21 protein-coding genes are annotated in these 17481 nt (G+C 61.7%); 15 read left to right on the plus strand and 6 right to left on the minus strand.

Annotated elements, in window-relative coordinates; translation table 11 throughout:
- Window positions 1–21 precede the first annotated feature (21 nt).
- From A8V01_RS03595 to A8V01_RS03610, 4 genes are all read left to right on the plus strand, one after another.
- Window positions 22–405: a hypothetical protein gene (locus A8V01_RS03595; RefSeq protein WP_103094596.1), complete on the plus strand. Its 384-nt coding sequence runs from the start codon at window positions 22–24 to the stop codon at window positions 403–405.
- 21 nt (window positions 406–426) lie between these two features.
- Entirely contained in the window at window positions 427–729 is a 303-nt protein-coding gene (locus A8V01_RS03600) for a hypothetical protein (RefSeq protein ID WP_103094597.1), read from the plus strand.
- An 18-nt stretch (window positions 730–747) separates the two neighbouring features.
- Complete coding sequence (locus tag A8V01_RS03605; protein WP_103094598.1) at window positions 748–1293, plus strand: hypothetical protein; 546 nt, start codon at window positions 748–750, stop codon at window positions 1291–1293.
- Window positions 1294–1431: 138 nt separating this feature from the next.
- Complete coding sequence (locus A8V01_RS03610; RefSeq protein ID WP_103094599.1) at window positions 1432–1653, plus strand: DUF4170 domain-containing protein; 222 nt, start codon at window positions 1432–1434, stop codon at window positions 1651–1653.
- A gap of 271 nt (window positions 1654–1924) precedes the next feature.
- On the opposite strand, the gene greA is transcribed toward A8V01_RS03610, so the two are convergent.
- The 5 genes from greA to carA all read right to left on the minus strand — a co-directional run bounded on the left by greA (window position 1925) and on the right by carA (window position 7568).
- Complete coding sequence (gene greA / locus A8V01_RS03615) at window positions 1925–2401, minus strand: transcription elongation factor GreA (protein ID WP_103094600.1); 477 nt, start codon at window positions 2399–2401, stop codon at window positions 1925–1927.
- Window positions 2402–2509: 108 nt separating this feature from the next.
- Entirely contained in the window at window positions 2510–5833 is a 3324-nt protein-coding gene (carB, locus tag A8V01_RS03620) for a carbamoyl-phosphate synthase large subunit (protein ID WP_103094601.1), read from the minus strand.
- Window positions 5834–5870: 37 nt separating this feature from the next.
- On the minus strand, window positions 5871–6254 hold the full coding sequence (locus tag A8V01_RS03625) for a hypothetical protein (protein ID WP_103094602.1): 384 nt from the start codon (window positions 6252–6254) through the stop codon (window positions 5871–5873).
- Window position 6255: 1 nt separating this feature from the next.
- A complete protein-coding gene (locus A8V01_RS28450) occupies window positions 6256–6402 on the minus strand; it encodes a hypothetical protein (protein WP_170065823.1) in 147 nt (48 codons plus the stop codon).
- The gene (carA, locus tag A8V01_RS03630) at window positions 6402–7568 is read right to left on the minus strand and encodes a glutamine-hydrolyzing carbamoyl-phosphate synthase small subunit (RefSeq protein WP_103094603.1); all 1167 of its coding nucleotides are present in this window, start codon (window positions 7566–7568) and stop codon (window positions 6402–6404) included. The genes A8V01_RS28450 and carA overlap by 1 nt, the downstream gene beginning before the upstream one ends.
- A 182-nt stretch (window positions 7569–7750) precedes the next feature.
- On the opposite strand from carA, the gene A8V01_RS03635 reads away from it, so the two are divergent.
- From A8V01_RS03635 to rpoD, 3 genes are read left to right on the plus strand one after another with little or no spacing between them, the layout of a single operon-like run.
- Window positions 7751–8203, plus strand: a complete 453-nt coding sequence (locus tag A8V01_RS03635; RefSeq protein WP_103094604.1) for a GatB/YqeY domain-containing protein — start codon at window positions 7751–7753, stop codon at window positions 8201–8203.
- A gap of 24 nt (window positions 8204–8227) precedes the next feature.
- A complete protein-coding gene (gene dnaG, locus A8V01_RS03640) occupies window positions 8228–10102 on the plus strand; it encodes a DNA primase (protein WP_103094605.1) in 1875 nt (624 codons plus the stop codon).
- Window positions 10103–10159: 57 nt separating this feature from the next.
- Entirely contained in the window at window positions 10160–12190 is a 2031-nt protein-coding gene (gene rpoD / locus A8V01_RS03645) for an RNA polymerase sigma factor RpoD (protein ID WP_103094690.1), read from the plus strand.
- Between the two features lie 72 nt (window positions 12191–12262).
- On the opposite strand, the gene A8V01_RS29675 is transcribed toward rpoD, so the two are convergent.
- Window positions 12263–12550, minus strand: a complete 288-nt coding sequence (locus A8V01_RS29675) for a hypothetical protein (protein ID WP_425437256.1) — start codon at window positions 12548–12550, stop codon at window positions 12263–12265.
- Window positions 12551–12691: 141 nt separating this feature from the next.
- Here A8V01_RS29675 and rpiB point away from each other — a divergent pair, with 141 nt between their 5' ends.
- The 8 genes from rpiB (at window position 12692) to A8V01_RS03685 (ending at window position 17476) form a co-directional block, all read left to right on the plus strand.
- Window positions 12692–13129, plus strand: a complete 438-nt coding sequence (gene rpiB, locus A8V01_RS03650) for a ribose 5-phosphate isomerase B (protein WP_103094606.1) — start codon at window positions 12692–12694, stop codon at window positions 13127–13129.
- 14 nt (window positions 13130–13143) lie between these two features.
- Window positions 13144–14442 carry a serine hydroxymethyltransferase gene (glyA, locus tag A8V01_RS03655; RefSeq protein ID WP_103094607.1) on the plus strand — a complete coding sequence of 433 codons (1299 nt, stop codon included), beginning with the start codon at window positions 13144–13146 and terminating at the stop codon, window positions 14440–14442.
- Between the two features lie 4 nt (window positions 14443–14446).
- Window positions 14447–14674: a hypothetical protein gene (locus A8V01_RS03660; RefSeq protein ID WP_103094608.1), complete on the plus strand. Its 228-nt coding sequence runs from the start codon at window positions 14447–14449 to the stop codon at window positions 14672–14674.
- 28 nt (window positions 14675–14702) lie between these two features.
- On the plus strand, window positions 14703–15179 hold the full coding sequence (gene nrdR / locus A8V01_RS03665) for a transcriptional regulator NrdR (protein ID WP_103094609.1): 477 nt from the start codon (window positions 14703–14705) through the stop codon (window positions 15177–15179).
- Window positions 15163–15921, plus strand: a complete 759-nt coding sequence (locus A8V01_RS03670; protein ID WP_211294951.1) for an RNA methyltransferase — start codon at window positions 15163–15165, stop codon at window positions 15919–15921. Before nrdR ends, A8V01_RS03670 begins: the two co-directional genes overlap by 17 nt.
- Window positions 15922–15992: 71 nt before the next feature.
- A complete protein-coding gene (locus tag A8V01_RS03675) occupies window positions 15993–16256 on the plus strand; it encodes a hypothetical protein (RefSeq protein ID WP_146037170.1) in 264 nt (87 codons plus the stop codon).
- Window positions 16257–16513: 257 nt separating this feature from the next.
- Window positions 16514–17128, plus strand: coding sequence for a 30S ribosomal protein S4 (gene rpsD, locus A8V01_RS03680; RefSeq protein ID WP_103094611.1), 615 nt, complete (start codon window positions 16514–16516; stop codon window positions 17126–17128).
- 153 nt (window positions 17129–17281) lie between these two features.
- Window positions 17282–17476, plus strand: coding sequence for a hypothetical protein (locus A8V01_RS03685; RefSeq protein WP_103094612.1), 195 nt, complete (start codon window positions 17282–17284; stop codon window positions 17474–17476).
- Window positions 17477–17481 lie beyond the last annotated feature (5 nt).

Genomic DNA, 17481 nt, shown 5'->3' on the forward strand with positions numbered 1-17481 from the left:
CTGAACTGACTACCTGACAGAATGCAGGACAACTCACCCAGCCTCGCCCCGGCGGCGGAGGATCATGAGAATCTGTCACTGGCGCAGGATTTGCGTCGACTTGCAGATGAAGCGAAGGCTTTCGCGCAAGCGGAAATCACGTTCCAGAAATCCCGGGCGGCTTTCGTCGGCGCCGAGACACGTTCAATCGTGTTGCTGCTCATCGTAGCTGCAACCCTGGTTTTCTTCGCCGCGATGGCCTTCGTTGTCGGCACAGTCATCGCGCTTGGCCCAGTTCTTGGCCTTTGGGGCGCGATGGCGGCTGTTACGCTGGTCCTGTTGATGCTCGCCGTATTCGGGGCACTGAACGCCCGAGCGCGACTGCGGCGGATGATGCGGATTGCCGGTGGCTCACAAGACGATTGAATTAAATAACGGGGGTCTCGAATGGGCAAACTGGCTGCGCAGGTTATGGCGGACCGAGCCGCGCGTGATGATGCAAAAGCGAAGCTCGACGAACATTATCATGCTTTCAAGGCTGATATCGACGAGCGCGGGCTGGCCGGACGCATCGCCGACGATGCGCTGGATCAGGCAAAGCTCATGTTTGACGAAGCCGCGACCATGGTGGAGGAGCACCCTGCCGCAATCGGCGGAACCTTGGCGGCTTTAATGCTTTGGTTCCTGCGTAATCCCCTTATCGACCTGGCGCAGCGCCTCTACGCAGGCGTGCGAAATCAGGTATCTTGACCAAGGAAGGAACGTCCGTTGACCAAGATCGATCCATCCACCCCGCTCACGAACGCAAATGTCGTTGCCCTGCCCGCCAAGCTACCCGAAGAACAGAAGCCTTCGGACAAGGTTATCGCTTTCGTAAAGAAGCATCCGGTATTGACCGTCGCTGGCGGAATCGCTGTAGGCGTCGCGGTAAGCGCGCTCCTCCCGCGTCGGGTAAGCCGTCGCATCGTTTCACGGTCTCTCGACCTCGCCGAAGCAGCCGGCGCTGCCGGAATGGTTCTGGGCCGAAAGGCTGGCGACCGTGCCCATGATATCGGGATCGACGCACGTCGTCAGGCGTCGAAATTCGCGACTCGGGCGGAAAAGGCAAGTGACCTCGCTGTGCTCAACCTGGAAAAGTACGGGTTAGCGGCTGTTGCCACTGCGAGCGCGCTGGGTCGAGCCACTGCACGAAAAGCGAGCCGGCTTGGGGATGCAGCTGCTGATACCGCCAATCGCCTTGGTGATGCCGCAGCATCGCGCTCAACCAAGGTGATTCACATGGCGGAAGACCTGAAGAAGCGTGTCAGATCGTAGCCGAAGCGTAAGTTTTCGCGAACGACGCACCTTTTCGCTTATTGTGCGAGCAAGGTGCGTCTTGTGCACTTGCCCCTTGACCTCTCCAAAATTATAGGGCCGCTTATCTCCCAACCAGCAGGAAAGCGGCACTCTCCCATGCAAAAGCTTCACCTCGTAATGGGCGGCCGGGTCAAGGATCCGCGCAGCCTCGAATTCACCGACCTCAAGGAACTCGATCTCGTGGGTGTGTTCCCCGATTTCGCAGAAGCGCAGAACGCTTGGAAGTCCGCTGCGCAGCGCACGGTCGACGACGCAGAAATGAAGTACGTGATCGTCCACCTGCACCGCTTGCTGGAACCGGAACTGCCACAGGCATAACGCTGCACGGATCCGGGGCTAAGTTTCGGGTCGCAGGTTATCAAAAAGGCGACGCTTGCATCACCGCAAGCGTCGCCTTTTTTTGCAGGATCAAGGTAGATAAGGGCGCGCACACCTCGAGAGCACAGTCGTTATACAAATCCCGCTCGCCCACCGGCGCTACGTTATTGGATCGCCTTCCGCGGGGCGCTCCGGGGCAGCCCACCCGCGTAGCAAAGAAAAAGGCCGACGTTTCCGCCGGCCTTTTTCTTTGCTGTGCTGCGAGGTGCGATCAGATGAATTGAATCTGCTGCACAAGATAGAACTTGTCGCCAGAAGGCACAGTCACTTCAACTTCGTCCTCAACCTTTCGGCCGATCAGTGCCTTGCCGAGCGGCGAATTGTAGCTGATGCGGCCAACCTTGGCGTCAGCTTCATACGGGCCCACAATCTGGTATTTCACAGGCTTGTCGTCATCGTCTAGCAGGGTGACGGTAGCGCCGAAAATAACCTTGTCGCCGGAAAGCGTCGCAGGATCGATGATCTGCGCACGGGTGATCTTGTCTTCCAGATCAGCAATGGTCGCCTCGACCTGGCCCTGTCGCTCCTTTGCGGCATGATATTCGGCGTTTTCCGAAAGGTCGCCGTGAGCGCGCGCTTCCTCGATGGCGTCGACGATGAGCGGACGCTCATCACGCAGCGCCTTGAGGTCGGCGGTCATCCGCTCGTAGCCTTCCGCGAGCATCGGCAGCTTTTCGACACTTGCCATTCTTATCTACTTCCTTCTGCGCCTACCCCGGTTCAGCGACTAGTCGGCTGTCCCCACCCTTACGGGCGGGGGCCGATCTGCTGCGATGTGGGGGAAGGCAAATCGATTTCAGCTATAGTAGTCCTGCAACGATCGCACTTCAAGTTTGCTCCCGCGAATTGTCGCAATCGCTTCCGCAGCCGCAACGCTCGCCGCCGCCGTGGTGAAGATTGAAACCTTGCCGGTGAGCGCCGAAGCACGGATCGACTGCGAATCCACCAAGCTCTGCCAGCCTTCGGTGGTATTGAAGATCAGTGCGATCTCTCCATCGACGATCTTGTCGACGATGTGCGGGCGACCCTCTGCCACCTTATTGACCAGATCGACCTGCAGTCCTGCTTCGGCAAGGTATTTCTGCGTGCCGCTGGTTGCGACGATACGGAAGCCCTGCTCGATCAGAGTCTTCACTGCAGGCAGGATCACCGGCTTGTCACTGTCCTTTACCGAGACGAACACCGTACCTTCCACTGGCAGCTTCATGCCGGCGCCTAGCTGGGCTTTGCCGAAGGCGCGGGCGAAATCGGCATCGATTCCCATAACTTCGCCGGTAGACTTCATCTCCGGGCTGAGAACCGGATCTACACCGGGGAAGCGGTTGAACGGGAACACCGCTTCCTTGACCGCCATGTACGGCAGATCGCGCTTGAACGGCGGGAACGTGTCCAGCTTCTCGCCTGCCATGACCCGCGCGGCGATCTTGGCGACGGGCTGGCCCAGCGCCTTGGCCACGAACGGCACGGTACGCGACGCACGCGGGTTGACCTCGATGAGGTAAACCTCGCCATCCTTCACCGCGAACTGGATGTTCATCAGGCCCTTGACGTTCAGACCGAAAGCCAGCGCTTCAGCCTGACGCTCCATCTCGACGATAATTTCGGGCGGCAGGCTGTAAGGCGGGATCGAGCAGGCGCTGTCGCCAGAGTGAATGCCCGCTTCCTCGATGTGCTGCATGACGCCGGCAACGACCACACGCTCGCCGTCACACAGGGCATCGACGTCACATTCGATCGCGTCGCGCAAATACTGGTCGATCAGCACCGGACTGTCTCCCGAAACCTGCACGGCGGTAGTGATATAATCGTCAAGCTGCTGCTCGCTGTCGACGATCTCCATCGCGCGGCCTCCGAGCACGTAGCTGGGGCGCATCAGCACCGGATAGCCAATGCGGTTGGCGACGTTCACCGCCTCGTCACGGCTGCGGGCGATGCCGTTGGCAGGCTGCTTGAGGCCCAGCTTGTCGACCAGGGCCGAGAAACGTTCACGATCTTCGGCAAGGTCGATCGCGTCGGGCGAAGTGCCGAGGATTGGAATACCTTCGTCTTCCAGCGCCTGTGCCAGCTTGAGCGGGGTCTGGCCGCCGAACTGCACCAGCACGCCGACAAGTTCGCCCTTCTGCTGTTCGACGCGCAGGATTTCCAGCACGTCTTCAGCGGTCAACGGCTCGAAGTAGAGACGGTCCGAGGTGTCGTAGTCGGTCGAAACCGTCTCGGGATTGCAGTTGACCATGATGGTCTCATAGCCCGCCTCCGCCAGCGCGAAACAGGCGTGGACGCAGCAATAGTCGAACTCGATACCCTGCCCGATGCGGTTCGGACCGCCGCCCAGGATCACGATCTTCTTGCGATCCGACGGCATCGCCTCGTCCTCCGGTTCGCCGAAGATCGGGGCCTCATAGGTCGAATACATATACGGCGTAACCGCTTCGAACTCAGCGGCGCAACTGTCGATGCGCTTAAAGACGGGGACCACGCCCAGCTTGCGGCGAAGCTGGCGCACTTCCTTCTCGCTGGTAGCCCCCGCCATGGCGCGCAGGGCGTCATGCAGCAGGCCCGAGCGCTTGGCCTGGGTCTCGCCCAGACCGCCCGCGACGCCGACCGAACGCACCGCCAGCGTGGCGAGGCGCTTGTCGGAGAAGCCCATCGCCTTCAGCTTGCGCATGCCCGCCGCATCGTTGGGCAGGCCTTCGGCGAGGATCTTGGTTTCCTCGGCGATGATCTCCTCGATGTGGCGCAGGAACCACTTGTCGTAGTGGGCGATGGCGTGGATCTCATCCACGGTAAAGCCTTCGCGGAAGGCCTGCGCGGCATGCAGCAGACGCTCCGGCGTGGCCTTCGAGAGCGCAGCGGTGATGACGTCGCGGCCGGCGCCTTCCAGCGCGGGCACGCGGTTGAAGCCGTCAAGGCCGGTTTCGAGGCCGCGCAATGCCTTCTGCATCGATTCCTTGATGTTGCGGCCGATCGCCATCACTTCGCCAACCGACTTCATCGCGGTGGTGAGGTCGTTCTTGGCGCCCTTGAACTTCTCGAAGGCGAAGCGCGGGATTTTGGTGACGACATAGTCGATGGTCGGCTCGAACGCGGCAGGCGTCGCGCCGGTGATCTCGTTCATGATCTCGTCGAGCGTGTAGCCCACCGCCAACTTGGCGGCGACGCGCGCGATCGGGAAGCCGGTGGCCTTCGACGCCAGCGCCGACGAACGCGAAACGCGCGGGTTCATCTCGATGACGATCAGGCGGCCGTCCTTGGGATTCACCGCGAACTGGACGTTCGAACCGCCGGTCTCGACGCCGATCTCACGCAGCACCTCGATCGAGGCATTGCGCATGATCTGATATTCCTTGTCGGTCAGCGTAAGCGCCGGAGCGACAGTGATCGAATCGCCCGTATGGACGCCCATCGGATCGACGTTCTCGATCGAGCAGATGATGATGCAGTTGTCATGGCGGTCGCGCACGACCTCCATCTCGTATTCCTTCCAGCCGAGCAGCGATTCCTCGATGAGGACTTCGGTGGTCGGCGAAGCATCAAGGCCCGAACGCACGATCGCCTCGAACTCGGCCTTGTTGTAGGCGATGCCGCCGCCGGTGCCGCCCATGGTGAAGCTGGGGCGGATGATCGAAGGAAGGCCGGTGGTTTCCAGCACCTTGAACGCTTCGTCCAGTGTATGCGCCACGCCCGAACGCGCCGAGTTGAGGCCGATCTTGTCCATTGCGTCGCGGAAACGCTGGCGATCCTCGGCCTTGTCGATAGCATCGGCATCGGCGCCGATCATCTGGACGCCGAACTTCTCCAGCGTACCGTCGTTGAACAGCGCCAGCGCGCAGTTCAGCGCGGTCTGGCCGCCCATCGTCGGGAGCACCGCGTCGGGGCGCTCCTTCTCGATGATGCGCGCGACGACCTCGGGAGTGATCGGCTCAACGTAAGTCGCATCGGCCATGTCCGGGTCGGTCATGATCGTGGCGGGGTTCGAGTTGACCAGGATCACCCGGTAACCGTCCTCCTTCAGCGCCTTGATCGCCTGGGTGCCCGAATAGTCGAACTCGCAGGCCTGACCAATGATGATCGGGCCTGCGCCGATGACGAGGATCGAGGAGATGTCGGTGCGCTTTGGCATGGGCTTTCCTGGGTGTCCTGTGTGTCTTGTAATGCGATCAGGTGGCCGCTGCCACCAGATCGCCAAAAGCCTTGTCCCAATATTCGGGATCGGCTTTCGCGTGCTGGATGATGGGATTGGCGTCCTGCTCCGCGCGAATGACTTCGCGGAAACGATCAGCCTGGAACTGATGCATCGAGCCGCCGTACTCGCCCTGGCTGGTGGACCAGGCGCCCGCTTCGATCATGCGATCGATGAAGGACTTGCCGGCTTCCTTGGAGTGCTTGCGCACCTTCGGGCCGAACTTGCGAACAGCGACAGAGACCTTGTCCTCGAATATGAGCTGCAGCTCACCGTAAGGATAGAAGCGCGGCGCGACCGATAGTTCGGACGCCGGCCCGGCGACGTAATAGGCGATCATGTGGTCGATCAGAGCGGACATTTCAGACACCTTTCATTTTTTTCAGGTGCCTGGATGCATAAGCAATCCGCCGTGCCGGGTCGAAAGCTCCCTTGAGCGCACCGGCAATCATCGCCGATGCGTGGAACGACGCGAACGCCGCCGAGGGAGCCTGACCCGCTGCGACCATCAGCCGAGCATGCCCACGAACTTCTCGAACAGGTAGAAGCTGTCCTGCGGGCCGGGGCTTGCCTCGGGGTGGTACTGGACGCCGAAGGCGCGCTTGCCCTTGATCGCGATACCGCAGTTGGTGCCGTCGAACAGCGAGACGTGGGTTTCCTCGACGTTGTCCGGCAAGCAGGTGTTATCCACGGCAAAGCCATGGTTCATCGAGGTGATCTCGACCACGCCGTCGGCATGGCGCTTGACCGGGTGGTTGGCGCCGCGATGCCCCTGGAACATCTTGCTGGTCTTCGCGCCCGCCGCGATACCCAGCATCTGGTGGCCAAGGCAAATGCCGAACACCGGCATGTCACGCTCCAGCAGCGCCGCAATGACGGGAACCGCATAAGCGCCGGTAGCTGCCGGATCGCCGGGGCCGTTCGAAAGAAACACGCCAGCCGGTTCAAGCGACAGGATGGTTTCCAGCGAGGTTTCGGCCGGAACCACGGTGACCCGCGCGCCTGCCTTCACGAGATTGCGGAAGATGTTGTCCTTGGCGCCGTAGTCGATCGCGACGACGTGCGGACGGGTTTCGCCTTCAGCGGCGCCGTAGCCCTCGCCCAGCGTCCAGGTCGAACCTTCCCACCCCTGCTGGATTTCGCGGCTGACCAGCTTGGCAAGGTCCATGCCTTCGAGGCCCGGCCATTCCTGCGCGCGCTTGATCAGCGCGGGGATGTCGAACTCGCCTTCGGGATTGTGGGCGATGACCGCGTTGGGTGCACCGGCGGTGCGGATGCGGCGGGTCAATGCGCGGGTATCGACACCCGAAAGACCGACCTTACCCTTATTCGCCAGCCATTCGCTGTAGCCACCGGCAGACCGGAAGTTCGACGGCAATGTCACGTCTTCGCGGACGACGCAGCCGACGGCACCGTCGACCAGCGATTCGAGGTCCTCCTCGTTCACGCCGACATTGCCGATGTGCGGGAAAGTGAAAGTGACGATCTGGCCTGCGTAGGACGGGTCGGTCATGACCTCCTGGTAGCCGGTCATGGACGTGTTGAAGCAGACTTCACCCACGGCCTCGCCGACATGACCGAAACCACGTCCCCAAACGACGTGTCCGTCGCTGAGAACCAGAACGCCCGTTGCCCCTTCGGGTTTGGGCGCAAGCAAAGATGCGGCGTCGGCCATGGTGGGTCGCTCCGTTGACGGCGTTTCTAACGTTGTGTGCTAAGACGCGGCCGCTAGACACGGTTGTGCATCGCGTCAAGGTGCGGGGGTGCAATTTGGGCGCACACGTGCAAATCGGCGCGCAGGTTGCTAGCTTCGTACGCACGCGACACCCCGTTCACTCAAGACATTGCAGGAAACCCATGCTTCGTGATTCGATCAAGGCCGCACAGATCACCGCCATGAAGGCCGGTGAAAAGCAGCGCCTCGCCACTGTCCGCCTCATCCTCGCAAAGATCAAGGACCGCGACATCGAACTGCGCACCGCCGACACCACGCCGGACGACGACGCGCTGGTGATCGACGTGCTGCAGAAAATGGTGAAGCAGCGCCGCGAATCGATCACCCTGTTCGAACAGGGCGGCCGCCCGGAGAAAGCCGCCGAGGAACAGGCCGAACTGGAAGTCATCGAAACCTTCCTCCCCGCCCAGCTGACCGAGGAAGAAACCAAGGCCGCCATCGAGGCGATCAAGGCCGAAACCGGCGCGGCGGGCATGAAGGACATGGGCAAGGTCATGGGCGAACTGAAGGCCCGCCACGGCACCGTGCTCGACATGACGAAGGCCAGCGGTTGGGTGAAGGAAGCGCTGGTTTAACGCTGCTGGCAGGCGGCAGGGCCCGTGCTCACTCCTCAATGGCTCGACCAGCTTCGGTCCCGCGTCACACTCTCCGCGCTGATTGGCCGCTCTGTGCGGCTGCAGAAGGCGGGGCGTGAGCATCGGGCCTGCTGCCCCTTCCACAACGAGAATTCCCCCAGCTTCTACGTCAACGACGAGAAAGCCTTCTATCACTGTTTCGGCTGCGGCGCTCATGGCGACGCAATCCGCTGGATGACCGACCACCAGGGCCTGGCTTTCATGGACGCGGTGAAGGAACTGGCCGCAGAAGCCGGGATGGACGTTCCCGCCCCTGACCCGAAAATGGCAAAGGCTGCAGAAAAGCGCGACAGCCTTTACGACGTGATGGCGGCCGCTCAGGAGTGGTTCAAGGCAAGTCTCTCCGGCACCGAAGGGACTGCGGCACGCGCCTACCTCGCCACGCGCTGCTTCGACTCGCATACCGTCCAGCGATTCGGTTTCGGCTATGCGCCTGAAGGGCGCCAGGCGCTGAAGGAAGCCCTGTCCCGTTTCCCGGAAAGCATGCTCGTCGAAGCCGGACTGCGCATCGCGGTCGAAGAGCGCGACCCTTACGACCGTTTCCGCGGCCGCCTGATGCTGCCTATCGAGGATGCTCGCGGCCGGGTCATCGCGTTCGGTGGACGTATATTGGCCAAGGGCAAGTCGGATGCCCCGAAGTACCTGAACTCGCCTGACACTCCGCTCTTCGATAAGGGGCGCACCCTCTACAACCTGCACCGTGCCGCGCCCGCCGCGCGCCAGTCCGGTCGGATGGTCGTGGTGGAGGGCTACATGGACGTGATCGCTCTTGCGGCTGCGGGAATCGCGGATGCCGTGGCCCCGCTCGGCACCGCCCTGACCGAACAGCAGATCGAAATGCTCTGGCGCCACGTGGAAATGCCGACGCTGTGCTTCGATGGCGACGCGGCCGGGCAACGTGCCGCCATGCGCGCGATAACCCGCGCTCTGCCGCTGCTGCGCCCTGCCCATTCCTTGCGAATCGTCCGGCTGCCCGAAGGGCTCGACCCTGACGATCTCATCAAGCAACGCGGCCCACGCGCAATGGAAGACCTTCTTGGCGAAGCGAAATCCCTGGTCGATGTGCTGTGGGAGGCAGAGCGCGATGCCATCCCGCTCAACACACCCGAGGACAAGGCGGGCCTCAAAGCGCGCCTGATGGCGCATGTGGAAACCATCCAGCATCCTGACATCGCCGGGCTCTATCGTCGCGAATTGCAGGATCGCTATTCCGAGTTCGCATTCCCTCGCCGGGAGAATCGCTGGCAGCAGCAGGGCAGCGGAAACTTCCAGCCCCGCAGCAACGCCCGCGGCGGCGGCAAGTGGAACGGCAAGCCCAGCCCTGCCCCCTCGGCGCCCGAATCGATCAACCGCCTGAATAACCGATTCGCGCAGGGTGGAACGCGGGATGCTCTCTCGGCAGCGGTCATTGCCGGACTGATTCGCTGGCCCTCTCTGCTTGCCCGTCACGCAGAAGCGCTGGCGCGTTCACCGGGTCTCGACCAGCGCTTTGAAACGCTGGTCGATTGCTGCGGTGCAGCCGACACGCTTGAAACCGCCGTTCTCACTACCATATTGCGCGATAACGGCCTGGAGCAACCCACGGCTGCCGAGTACGCGGGCCTGCGGTTCGGCTTCCTGATTCCCGATACCAGCGAGGAACAGGCGGCGGCCGAACTGGCGCAGGCGATCGATCTCCTGATCGAGCGCCCGGTGCTCGAAGCGGCCCTGGCGAAAGCAACGGCGCGGTTCGAATCAGAGCTTTCCGACTCGGCATTCGCGGAACAGCAGCGACTGTTGAAGAGAAAGCTGGAATTCGACAGCCGCCTCAGGCAAATGGCAACCAGACATGCGTCGTGATTGTATAATTATACCAGGTCCAACGACTGCACGATGGCACGGGATAACGGCGAACTGATGAGCAAGAACGACACCAACGGCGCGGACAACGAGGGCATGGACGCGCCGCTGATCGACCTGAACGAAGCCTCGATCAAAAAGCTGATCGCGCGTGCCAAACGTCGCGGCGTCATCACGGTCGACGAACTGAACGAGGCGCTGCCTCAGGACCAGATGTCCACCGACCAGATCGAGGACATCATGGCCGCGATCTCGGAAATGGGCGTCAACATCGTCGAGAGCGACGAAGACGCCGATAACCAGGAAAACGACGATCGCGATTCGGATGATTCCGATGACAATGATGGTGATGACCTGTCGCCGCGGGTGAACGTTGACCCGGTCAAGAAAAAGGAAACGGTCGAGCGTACCGACGACCCGGTGCGCATGTATCTGCGCGAAATGGGCGCGGTCGAACTGCTCAGCCGCGAGGGCGAAATCGCCATCGCCAAGCGCATCGAAGCCGGTCGTGACATGATGATCTTGGGTCTTTGCGAAAGCCCGATCACATTCCACGCCATCATCCAGTGGTCTGAAGCGCTCAACAACGGCGAAATGCAGCTGCGCGAGATTCTCGATCTCGACGCGATGCTTTCAAAGGAACCTGCTCCCGAAAGCCTCAACGAAGACGGTGAGAGCGAGGACGACGGCGAAATCAGCGAAAAGACCGCCGGCCCTTCGTTCAAAGACGACGACGACTCCGATGAGGACAACTCCGAGGAAGTCGACGAGGACGGCAACCCGATCCCCAAGCGCCAGGCCGAGGAAGAGGAAGAGGACAACACTCTTTCGCTCGCCCAGATGGAAGCGGCTCTCAAGCCCGAAGCGCTTGAGAAGTTCATGCTCATCACCGAGCTGTTCCAGACTTTTGAGCGCCTGCAGTCCGAACGCCTTGAAGCGCTTGCGCTGGGCATCGATTTCCCGGCCGCGAAGGAAGACCAGTATCAGCAGCTGCGCGAAGACCTCACCGCGCAGGTCGAATCGGTCAAGTTCCACGCGACCAAGATCGAATACCTTGTCGACAACCTCTACGCCTTCAACCGCCGCCTGACGACGCTGGGCGGGCAGATGCTGCGTCTGGCAGAGCGTCACAAGGTGAAGCGCACCGACTTCCTTGAAAGCTATGTCGGGCGCGAACTGGACGATACGTGGATCACGGACGTCGCGAAGAAGGACAAGAAGTGGGCTGCGTTCGCCGAGAATGAAGCCGATTCGGTCGAACGTATCCGCCTCGAAGTCTCGGACATCGCGGCTGCCACCGGCATGGCGCTTCCCGAATTCCGCCGCATCGTCAACATGGTCCAGAAGGCAGAGCGTGAAGCGCGCATCGCCAAGAAGGAAATGGTCGAGGCGAACCTGCGCTTGGTGATCTCGATCGCCAAGAAGTACACCAACCGAGGCCTGCAGTTCCTGGATCTCATTCAGGAAGGCAACATCGGCTTGATGAAGGCGGTCGACAAGTTCGAGTATCGCCGCGGCTACAAGTTCTCGACTTACGCGACCTGGTGGATCAGGCAGGCGATCACGCGCTCGATCGCGGATCAGGCCCGCACGATCCGTATCCCGGTCCACATGATCGAGACGATCAACAAGCTGGTGCGCACCAGCCGTCAGTTCCTCCACGAGCAGGGCCGTGAGCCCACTCCGGAAGAAATGGCCGAACGCCTTTCCATGCCGCTCGAAAAAGTGCGCAAGGTGATGAAGATCGCCAAGGAGCCTATCTCCCTTGAAACGCCGATTGGCGACGAGGAAGATTCGCACCTGGGTGATTTCATCGAGGACAAGAACGCAATCATCCCGGTCGATGCGGCGATCCAGGCCAACCTCAAGGAAACGGTCACCCGTGTCCTTGCCTCGCTCACCCCGCGTGAGGAGCGCGTGCTGCGCATGCGCTTCGGCATCGGCATGAATACCGATCACACGCTGGAAGAAGTCGGCCAGCAGTTCTCGGTCACCCGCGAACGTATTCGCCAGATCGAAGCCAAGGCGCTACGCAAGCTCAAGCACCCGAGCCGCAGCCGCAAGATGCGTTCGTTCCTCGACCAGTAAGGTTTGGAAGAGCGACAAAGAAAAGCCCCGCTTCGGCGGGGCTTTTTTGTAACTTCAGTCTGGCCAAGCGCGTTACCGCCGACATTCGCCCTGCCCGATCACCCGGTAGCCATCTGCCCGAGCCATGCACGCATTGCTGAATGTCTGACGGCGCTCCCGCTTCTCTCCGCAAACCGGCGCGTATTCGCGGGTACACATGGCCGGCTTTTTCGACGGCGGCTGTGGCGGCGAAGGCCGATCAGGAGCGGGCATCGTTTCCAGGCAACCCGCCAACGCGAGCACCCCGACCATACTCAACACCGAAAGCAGAGGTCGCTTCATGGTTGGCACCCTTCCGAAAAAAAACACGCTTCTGCACATAGATAGTTCGCCGCACGCGATACCTCTGCAAGCGCTCTTTCACCTTCTATCTCTTCCACGTGTCCGCCGCACTGGCAATATTGCAGACTCGCGACTAAGGGAGCCGCAAACGAATCCCTCGCAGGAAGGAAGCACGCTCCCATGCGTATCGCGATCGCATCCGATCACGCCGCCGTCGACCTCAAGGCGACCTTGCGCGAATACCTCATCGAAGCTGGGCACGAAGTCGCCGACCTCGGCCCTGAGACGGCTGACCGGGTGGACTATCCCGATTACGGCTACAAGCTGGCCTCGGTCGTCGCGGACGGCACCGTGCAGTTCGGCGTCGCCCTTTGCGGATCGGGCATCGGCATCTCGATCGCGGTCAACCGGGACCCCGCATGCCGCTGTGCGCTGGTGAGCGAACCGCTTTCGGCAGCCCTCGCACGCGAACACAATAACGCCAACGTCATCGCCATGGGCGCGCGCCTGACCGGAGAAGACATGGCCAAGGCCTGCCTCGATGCCTTCCTTTCCACCGAGTTCGGCGGCGGCCGCCATGCAGGCCGCGTCGACAAGCTCTCCAATCCGTCGTTCTGAAGGAGCCAGTGAACATGACCGTAGAAACCGCCATCCGTTCCCCCGGCTTCTTCACCGACAGCATCGCGCAGAGCGACCCGGACGTCGCAAAGGCCATCGGCCACGAACTGAAGCGTGAGCGCAAGCAGATCGAACTGATCGCTTCCGAAAACATCGTCTCCAAGGCCGTGCTTGAAGCGCAGGGCTCAGTGCTGACCAACAAGTACGCCGAAGGCTATCCCGGCAAGCGCTACTATCAGGGCTGCGAACCTTCGGACGAAGTCGAAACCCTTGCAATCGAACGCGCCAAGCAGCTGTTCGACTGTGGCTTCGCGAACGTCCAGCCCCACTCTGGCGCACAGGCCAACGGCGCGGTGCTGCTGGCGACCGTCAAGCCCGGCGATACCGTCATGGGCATGAGCCTCGATGCCGGTGGGCACCTTACGCACGGCGCCAAGGCCGCGCTCTCGGGCAAGTGGTTCAACGCTGTACAATACGGCGTAACCAAGGACACGCACCTGATCGACTACGATCAGGTCGAGGCACTGGCCCGCGAACATAACCCCAAGCTGATCATCGCGGGCGGCTCTGCCTATCCGCGCGTGATCGACTTCAAGCGCATGCGCGAGATCGCGGATGCCGTCGGCGCCATCTTCCAGGTCGACATGGCGCACTTTGCTGGCCTCGTCGCGGCCGGCCTGCACCCCTCGCCTTTCCCGCATGCACACATCGCCACCACCACCACCCACAAGACTCTGCGCGGGCCGCGTGGCGGCATGATCCTGACCAATGACGAAGCGCTGGCCAAGAAGATCAACTCGGCAGTGTTCCCCGGCCTTCAGGGTGGCCCGCTGATGCACGTCGTTGCCGCAAAAGCGGTCGCCTTCGGTGAAGCGCTGCGCCCTGAATTCAAGGAATACGCTGCGCGCGTGATCGAGAATGCCAAGGTTCTGGCCGACACCCTCAAGGCGCGTGGCGCAGCGATCGTTTCGGGCGGTACCGACACCCACCTCGCGCTCGTCGACCTCTCGCCGCTTGGCGTCACCGGCAAGGACGCCGATGAAGCGCTGGAGCGTGCGGGCATCACCTGCAACAAGAACGGCATCCCGTTCGACCCCCTGCCGCCGATGAAGACCAGCGGCATCCGCGTCGGTTCGCCCGCCGGCACCACCCGCGGATTCGGCCCGGAGGAGTTCCGCGAAATCGGCAACATGGTCGCCGACGTCCTAGACGGCCTTGCCAAGTGCGGTGAAGCAGGAGACGCTCAGGTGGAGCAGAACGTTCGCACGCGCGTTGAAGCGCTGTGTGATCGTTTCCCCATCTACGAGGACTAAGTCTATGACCGACCCGCAGCGCCCCAACCAGACCGGTGATTTCGTGACCGATGCGCGTCAGGAACTTGCCGGAATGCTTGCAGACGGGATGGATCATCCCTCGACCAAGCCGGTACTGATATGGGGCGCTGCGGGCGCGGTTGCGGGCGCATTTTTGCCCTTTGTTTCCATCGGCCTTGGGTTGGCGGCAGGCGCAGGGTATAAGTTCTACAAGCGCGTTCGCCCCGACTGAGACTGAACTATTGAAAGTATCTATCTGAATGCGCTGTCCTTTTTGCGCCCACGACGATTCCCAGGTCAAGGACAGCCGCCCGACCGAGGATGCCACCGCGATCCGTCGCCGTCGCCAGTGTTCCAGCTGCGGCGCCCGCTTCACGACGTTCGAGCGCGTGCAACTGCGCGAGATCGTGGTGGTCAAGAGTAACGATGCCGATGGCCATGAACGCCGCGAGCCGTTCGACCGCGCCAAGATCGAGCAGTCGGTCACCCTTGCCTGCCGCAAGCGCGGGATCGATCGCGAGAAGATCGAGCGACTGGTTTCCGGTGTCCAGCGTCAGGTCGAAACCATCGGCGAAAACGAGGTGCCTTCGCGTACTATCGGCGAACTGGTGATGGAAGGGCTGCGTCAGCTCGATTCGGTGGCCTATATCCGCTTCGCCAGCGTCTACCGCGCCTTCAACGAGGCGAAGGATTTCGAAGAATTTGCAGGGACCGTGCGCGATGTCGGCGTCAATTGAAATGAAGCAGCCGGTTATTGTGCTGGTCCGACCGCAGCTTGGCGAGAACATCGGCAAGGCCGCGCGCGCAATGCTCAACTTCGGACTTACCGAAATGCGCCTGGTTTCCCCGCGCGACGGCTGGCCGAACCCTTCGGCCGGGCCAGCAGCTGCGGGTGCGGACGACGTGCTGGAAAACGCTGAGGTCTTCGAGACGCTGGCTGAAGCCGTCCACGATTGCGCCAACGTCTACGCCACCACAGTGCGCAAGCGCGGGGTGACAAAACCGGTGGTGACGCCGGAAGAAGCTGCCCGCGAAGTCTATGCTACGGCCCAGAATACCGGCGCGCGCTCCGCCTACGTGTTCGGGCCGGAGCGTTCGGGGCTGGAAACCGATGACGTGGCACTCGCCCGCGCGATCCTGACAGTGCCGATCAACCCGGAATTCGCCTCGCTCAATCTGGCGCAGGCGGTTATCCTGTGCGCCTACGAATGGTCGAAAGGCGCCAACCTTGCGCAGCCCACGGTCGAGGATCTGTTGCCCCCTGCCCCGCAGGACGAACTTGAGGGCATGATCAGCCAGTTCGAGAAGGTGTTGGAACCGACCAGGTACTTCTACCCCGAGAGCCGCGCCGCCGCCACCCGGCGCACCTTGCGCAACATGCTGACCAAGCCCGGCTGGAACAGCCTTGAAGTGCGCACGATGCGTGGCGTGCTCAGCGCCCTTGGCGGCAACCGGCGGCCCAAGAACACCGAAGCGTAGGTTGAAGGATTTGAGTTGCCCAACTGTTGCCCAGGCGTAAAACGTTCTCGGGCTACAATTTGGGGAATTACATGACAATGCTTCGATTTATTGCGGCAGCCGCCGTCGCCGCAGCCGCTATTTCGCCTGCGCTGGCCAAGGACAAGGACACGCAAGTCGTTGATCCGGACAAGAAGGTGTGCCGTTTCGAAGCTCCGACCGGCTCCATCATGCGTAAGCGGGTCTGCCATACCGCTGCCGAATGGAAGCTGATCGATTCGGCGGGAACCACACAAGCCGGCCAGATGGTTGGTCGCGCCAACACTATGGGCGGTCCAGGCGGGACTGCCCAGTAAACTGTGGCCATTAAGCTGTGGCCAGTAAGCTCTGGGCAGTAATCGTCGCAGCACACGCTTCTTGACTTTCCCGGCCCAACCGGTATGGGCCACCCCTTCACGTGGCGCCTGCCGTTCGCAGGTTTGTCCATTCGGCCCCGCACTCCCGGTGAAGCGGCGGCCGCATCCGGCACGATAGGTCGGATGGTGCGCCCCGGGAGAACAAATGGATCGCGCAGCCACGGTGGCAGCGCGGCAAGCAGATTGAAGGACGACTTATGTCGAAGCGCCAGAGCGCCAAGTACAAACTCGACCGCCGCATGGGCGAGAACATCTGGGGTCGCCCCAAGAGCTCGGTCAACCGCCGCAGCTACGGCCCCGGCCAGCACGGTCAGCGCCGCAAGGGCAAGCTGTCGGACTACGGCATTCAGCTGCGCGCCAAGCAGAAGCTCAAGGGCTACTACGGCGACGTGACTGAAAAGCAGTTCAAGCGCACCTACCAGGAAGCGTCGTCGATGAAGGGCGACACCAGCCAGAACCTGATCGGTCTGCTGGAGCAGCGCCTGGACATGGTCGTGTACCGCGCCAAGTTCGCGCCGACCATCTTCTCGGCTCGCCAGATCGTTTCGCACGGCCACATTCGCGTCAACGGCGTGAAGTGCAACATCGCTTCGCGTCGCGTGAAGGTCGGTGACGTCATCAGCCTGGGCAACAAGGCCAAGGAAATGGCTCTCGTACTCGAAGCGCAGAACCTGCCCGAACGCGAAGTGCCCGACTATGTCGCACAGGACGGCACCGACAAGGTGACCTTCGTTCGCGTTCCGACGCTCGACGAAGTGCCCTACCCGGTGAAGATGGAACCGAATCTGGTCGTCGAGTTCTACTCGCGCTGATCCGGTTCTCCGGCAACGGAAACAAGAAAGGGCGGTCCTTCGGGGCCGCCCTTTTCTTATGCGTGTCAAAGTATTCAAACGACACTGAAAATTACACGATTTGCAGCACTTGTAAGGGAACTGCCGCCGAGATCGGGCATTAGCCCGTACATCATGACTCGCTACCGCTTCGTCACTCCGCACCGCACCGGTAAATGGTACAACGACCTCAGGACGGCCCAGCGCCACGCCTGTGAAATCGGCGCCGGCTTCCTCGATGAGATGACCGGCCGCTTCGTGGCTTACGTGGAAACGATGCTGGAAGTCATGCACGGCGATGAGGAGATCGCAGAGCCCGCTCTCGCCTGATCGAT

The organism is Novosphingobium guangzhouense (assembly GCF_002896965.1).
Classification (GTDB): domain Bacteria; phylum Pseudomonadota; class Alphaproteobacteria; order Sphingomonadales; family Sphingomonadaceae; genus Novosphingobium; species Novosphingobium guangzhouense.

Excerpts from the sequence above, each read along its gene's own strand:
- A8V01_RS03595 (WP_103094596.1), top strand. The coding sequence starts at position 22 with ATGCAGGACAACTCACCCAGCCTCGCCCCGGCGGCGGAGGATCATGAG.
- A8V01_RS03600 (WP_103094597.1), top strand. The coding sequence starts at position 427 with ATGGGCAAACTGGCTGCGCAGGTTATGGCGGACCGAGCCGCGCGTGAT.
- A8V01_RS03610 (WP_103094599.1), top strand. The coding sequence starts at position 1,432 with ATGCAAAAGCTTCACCTCGTAATGGGCGGCCGGGTCAAGGATCCGCGC.
- greA (WP_103094600.1), bottom strand. The coding sequence starts at position 2,401 with ATGGCAAGTGTCGAAAAGCTGCCGATGCTCGCGGAAGGCTACGAGCGG.
- carB (WP_103094601.1), bottom strand. The coding sequence starts at position 5,833 with ATGCCAAAGCGCACCGACATCTCCTCGATCCTCGTCATCGGCGCAGGC.
- A8V01_RS03625 (WP_103094602.1), bottom strand. The coding sequence starts at position 6,254 with ATGTCCGCTCTGATCGACCACATGATCGCCTATTACGTCGCCGGGCCG.
- A8V01_RS28450 (WP_170065823.1), bottom strand. The coding sequence starts at position 6,402 with ATGGTCGCAGCGGGTCAGGCTCCCTCGGCGGCGTTCGCGTCGTTCCAC.
- carA (WP_103094603.1), bottom strand. The coding sequence starts at position 7,568 with ATGGCCGACGCCGCATCTTTGCTTGCGCCCAAACCCGAAGGGGCAACG.
- A8V01_RS03635 (WP_103094604.1), top strand. The coding sequence starts at position 7,751 with ATGCTTCGTGATTCGATCAAGGCCGCACAGATCACCGCCATGAAGGCC.
- rpoD (WP_103094690.1), top strand. The coding sequence starts at position 10,160 with ATGAGCAAGAACGACACCAACGGCGCGGACAACGAGGGCATGGACGCG.
- A8V01_RS29675 (WP_425437256.1), bottom strand. The coding sequence starts at position 12,550 with ATGTGCAGAAGCGTGTTTTTTTTCGGAAGGGTGCCAACCATGAAGCGA.
- rpiB (WP_103094606.1), top strand. The coding sequence starts at position 12,692 with ATGCGTATCGCGATCGCATCCGATCACGCCGCCGTCGACCTCAAGGCG.
- glyA (WP_103094607.1), top strand. The coding sequence starts at position 13,144 with ATGACCGTAGAAACCGCCATCCGTTCCCCCGGCTTCTTCACCGACAGC.
- A8V01_RS03660 (WP_103094608.1), top strand. The coding sequence starts at position 14,447 with ATGACCGACCCGCAGCGCCCCAACCAGACCGGTGATTTCGTGACCGAT.
- nrdR (WP_103094609.1), top strand. The coding sequence starts at position 14,703 with ATGCGCTGTCCTTTTTGCGCCCACGACGATTCCCAGGTCAAGGACAGC.
- A8V01_RS03670 (WP_211294951.1), top strand. The coding sequence starts at position 15,163 with ATGTCGGCGTCAATTGAAATGAAGCAGCCGGTTATTGTGCTGGTCCGA.
- A8V01_RS03675 (WP_146037170.1), top strand. The coding sequence starts at position 15,993 with ATGACAATGCTTCGATTTATTGCGGCAGCCGCCGTCGCCGCAGCCGCT.
- rpsD (WP_103094611.1), top strand. The coding sequence starts at position 16,514 with ATGTCGAAGCGCCAGAGCGCCAAGTACAAACTCGACCGCCGCATGGGC.
- A8V01_RS03685 (WP_103094612.1), top strand. The coding sequence starts at position 17,282 with ATGACTCGCTACCGCTTCGTCACTCCGCACCGCACCGGTAAATGGTAC.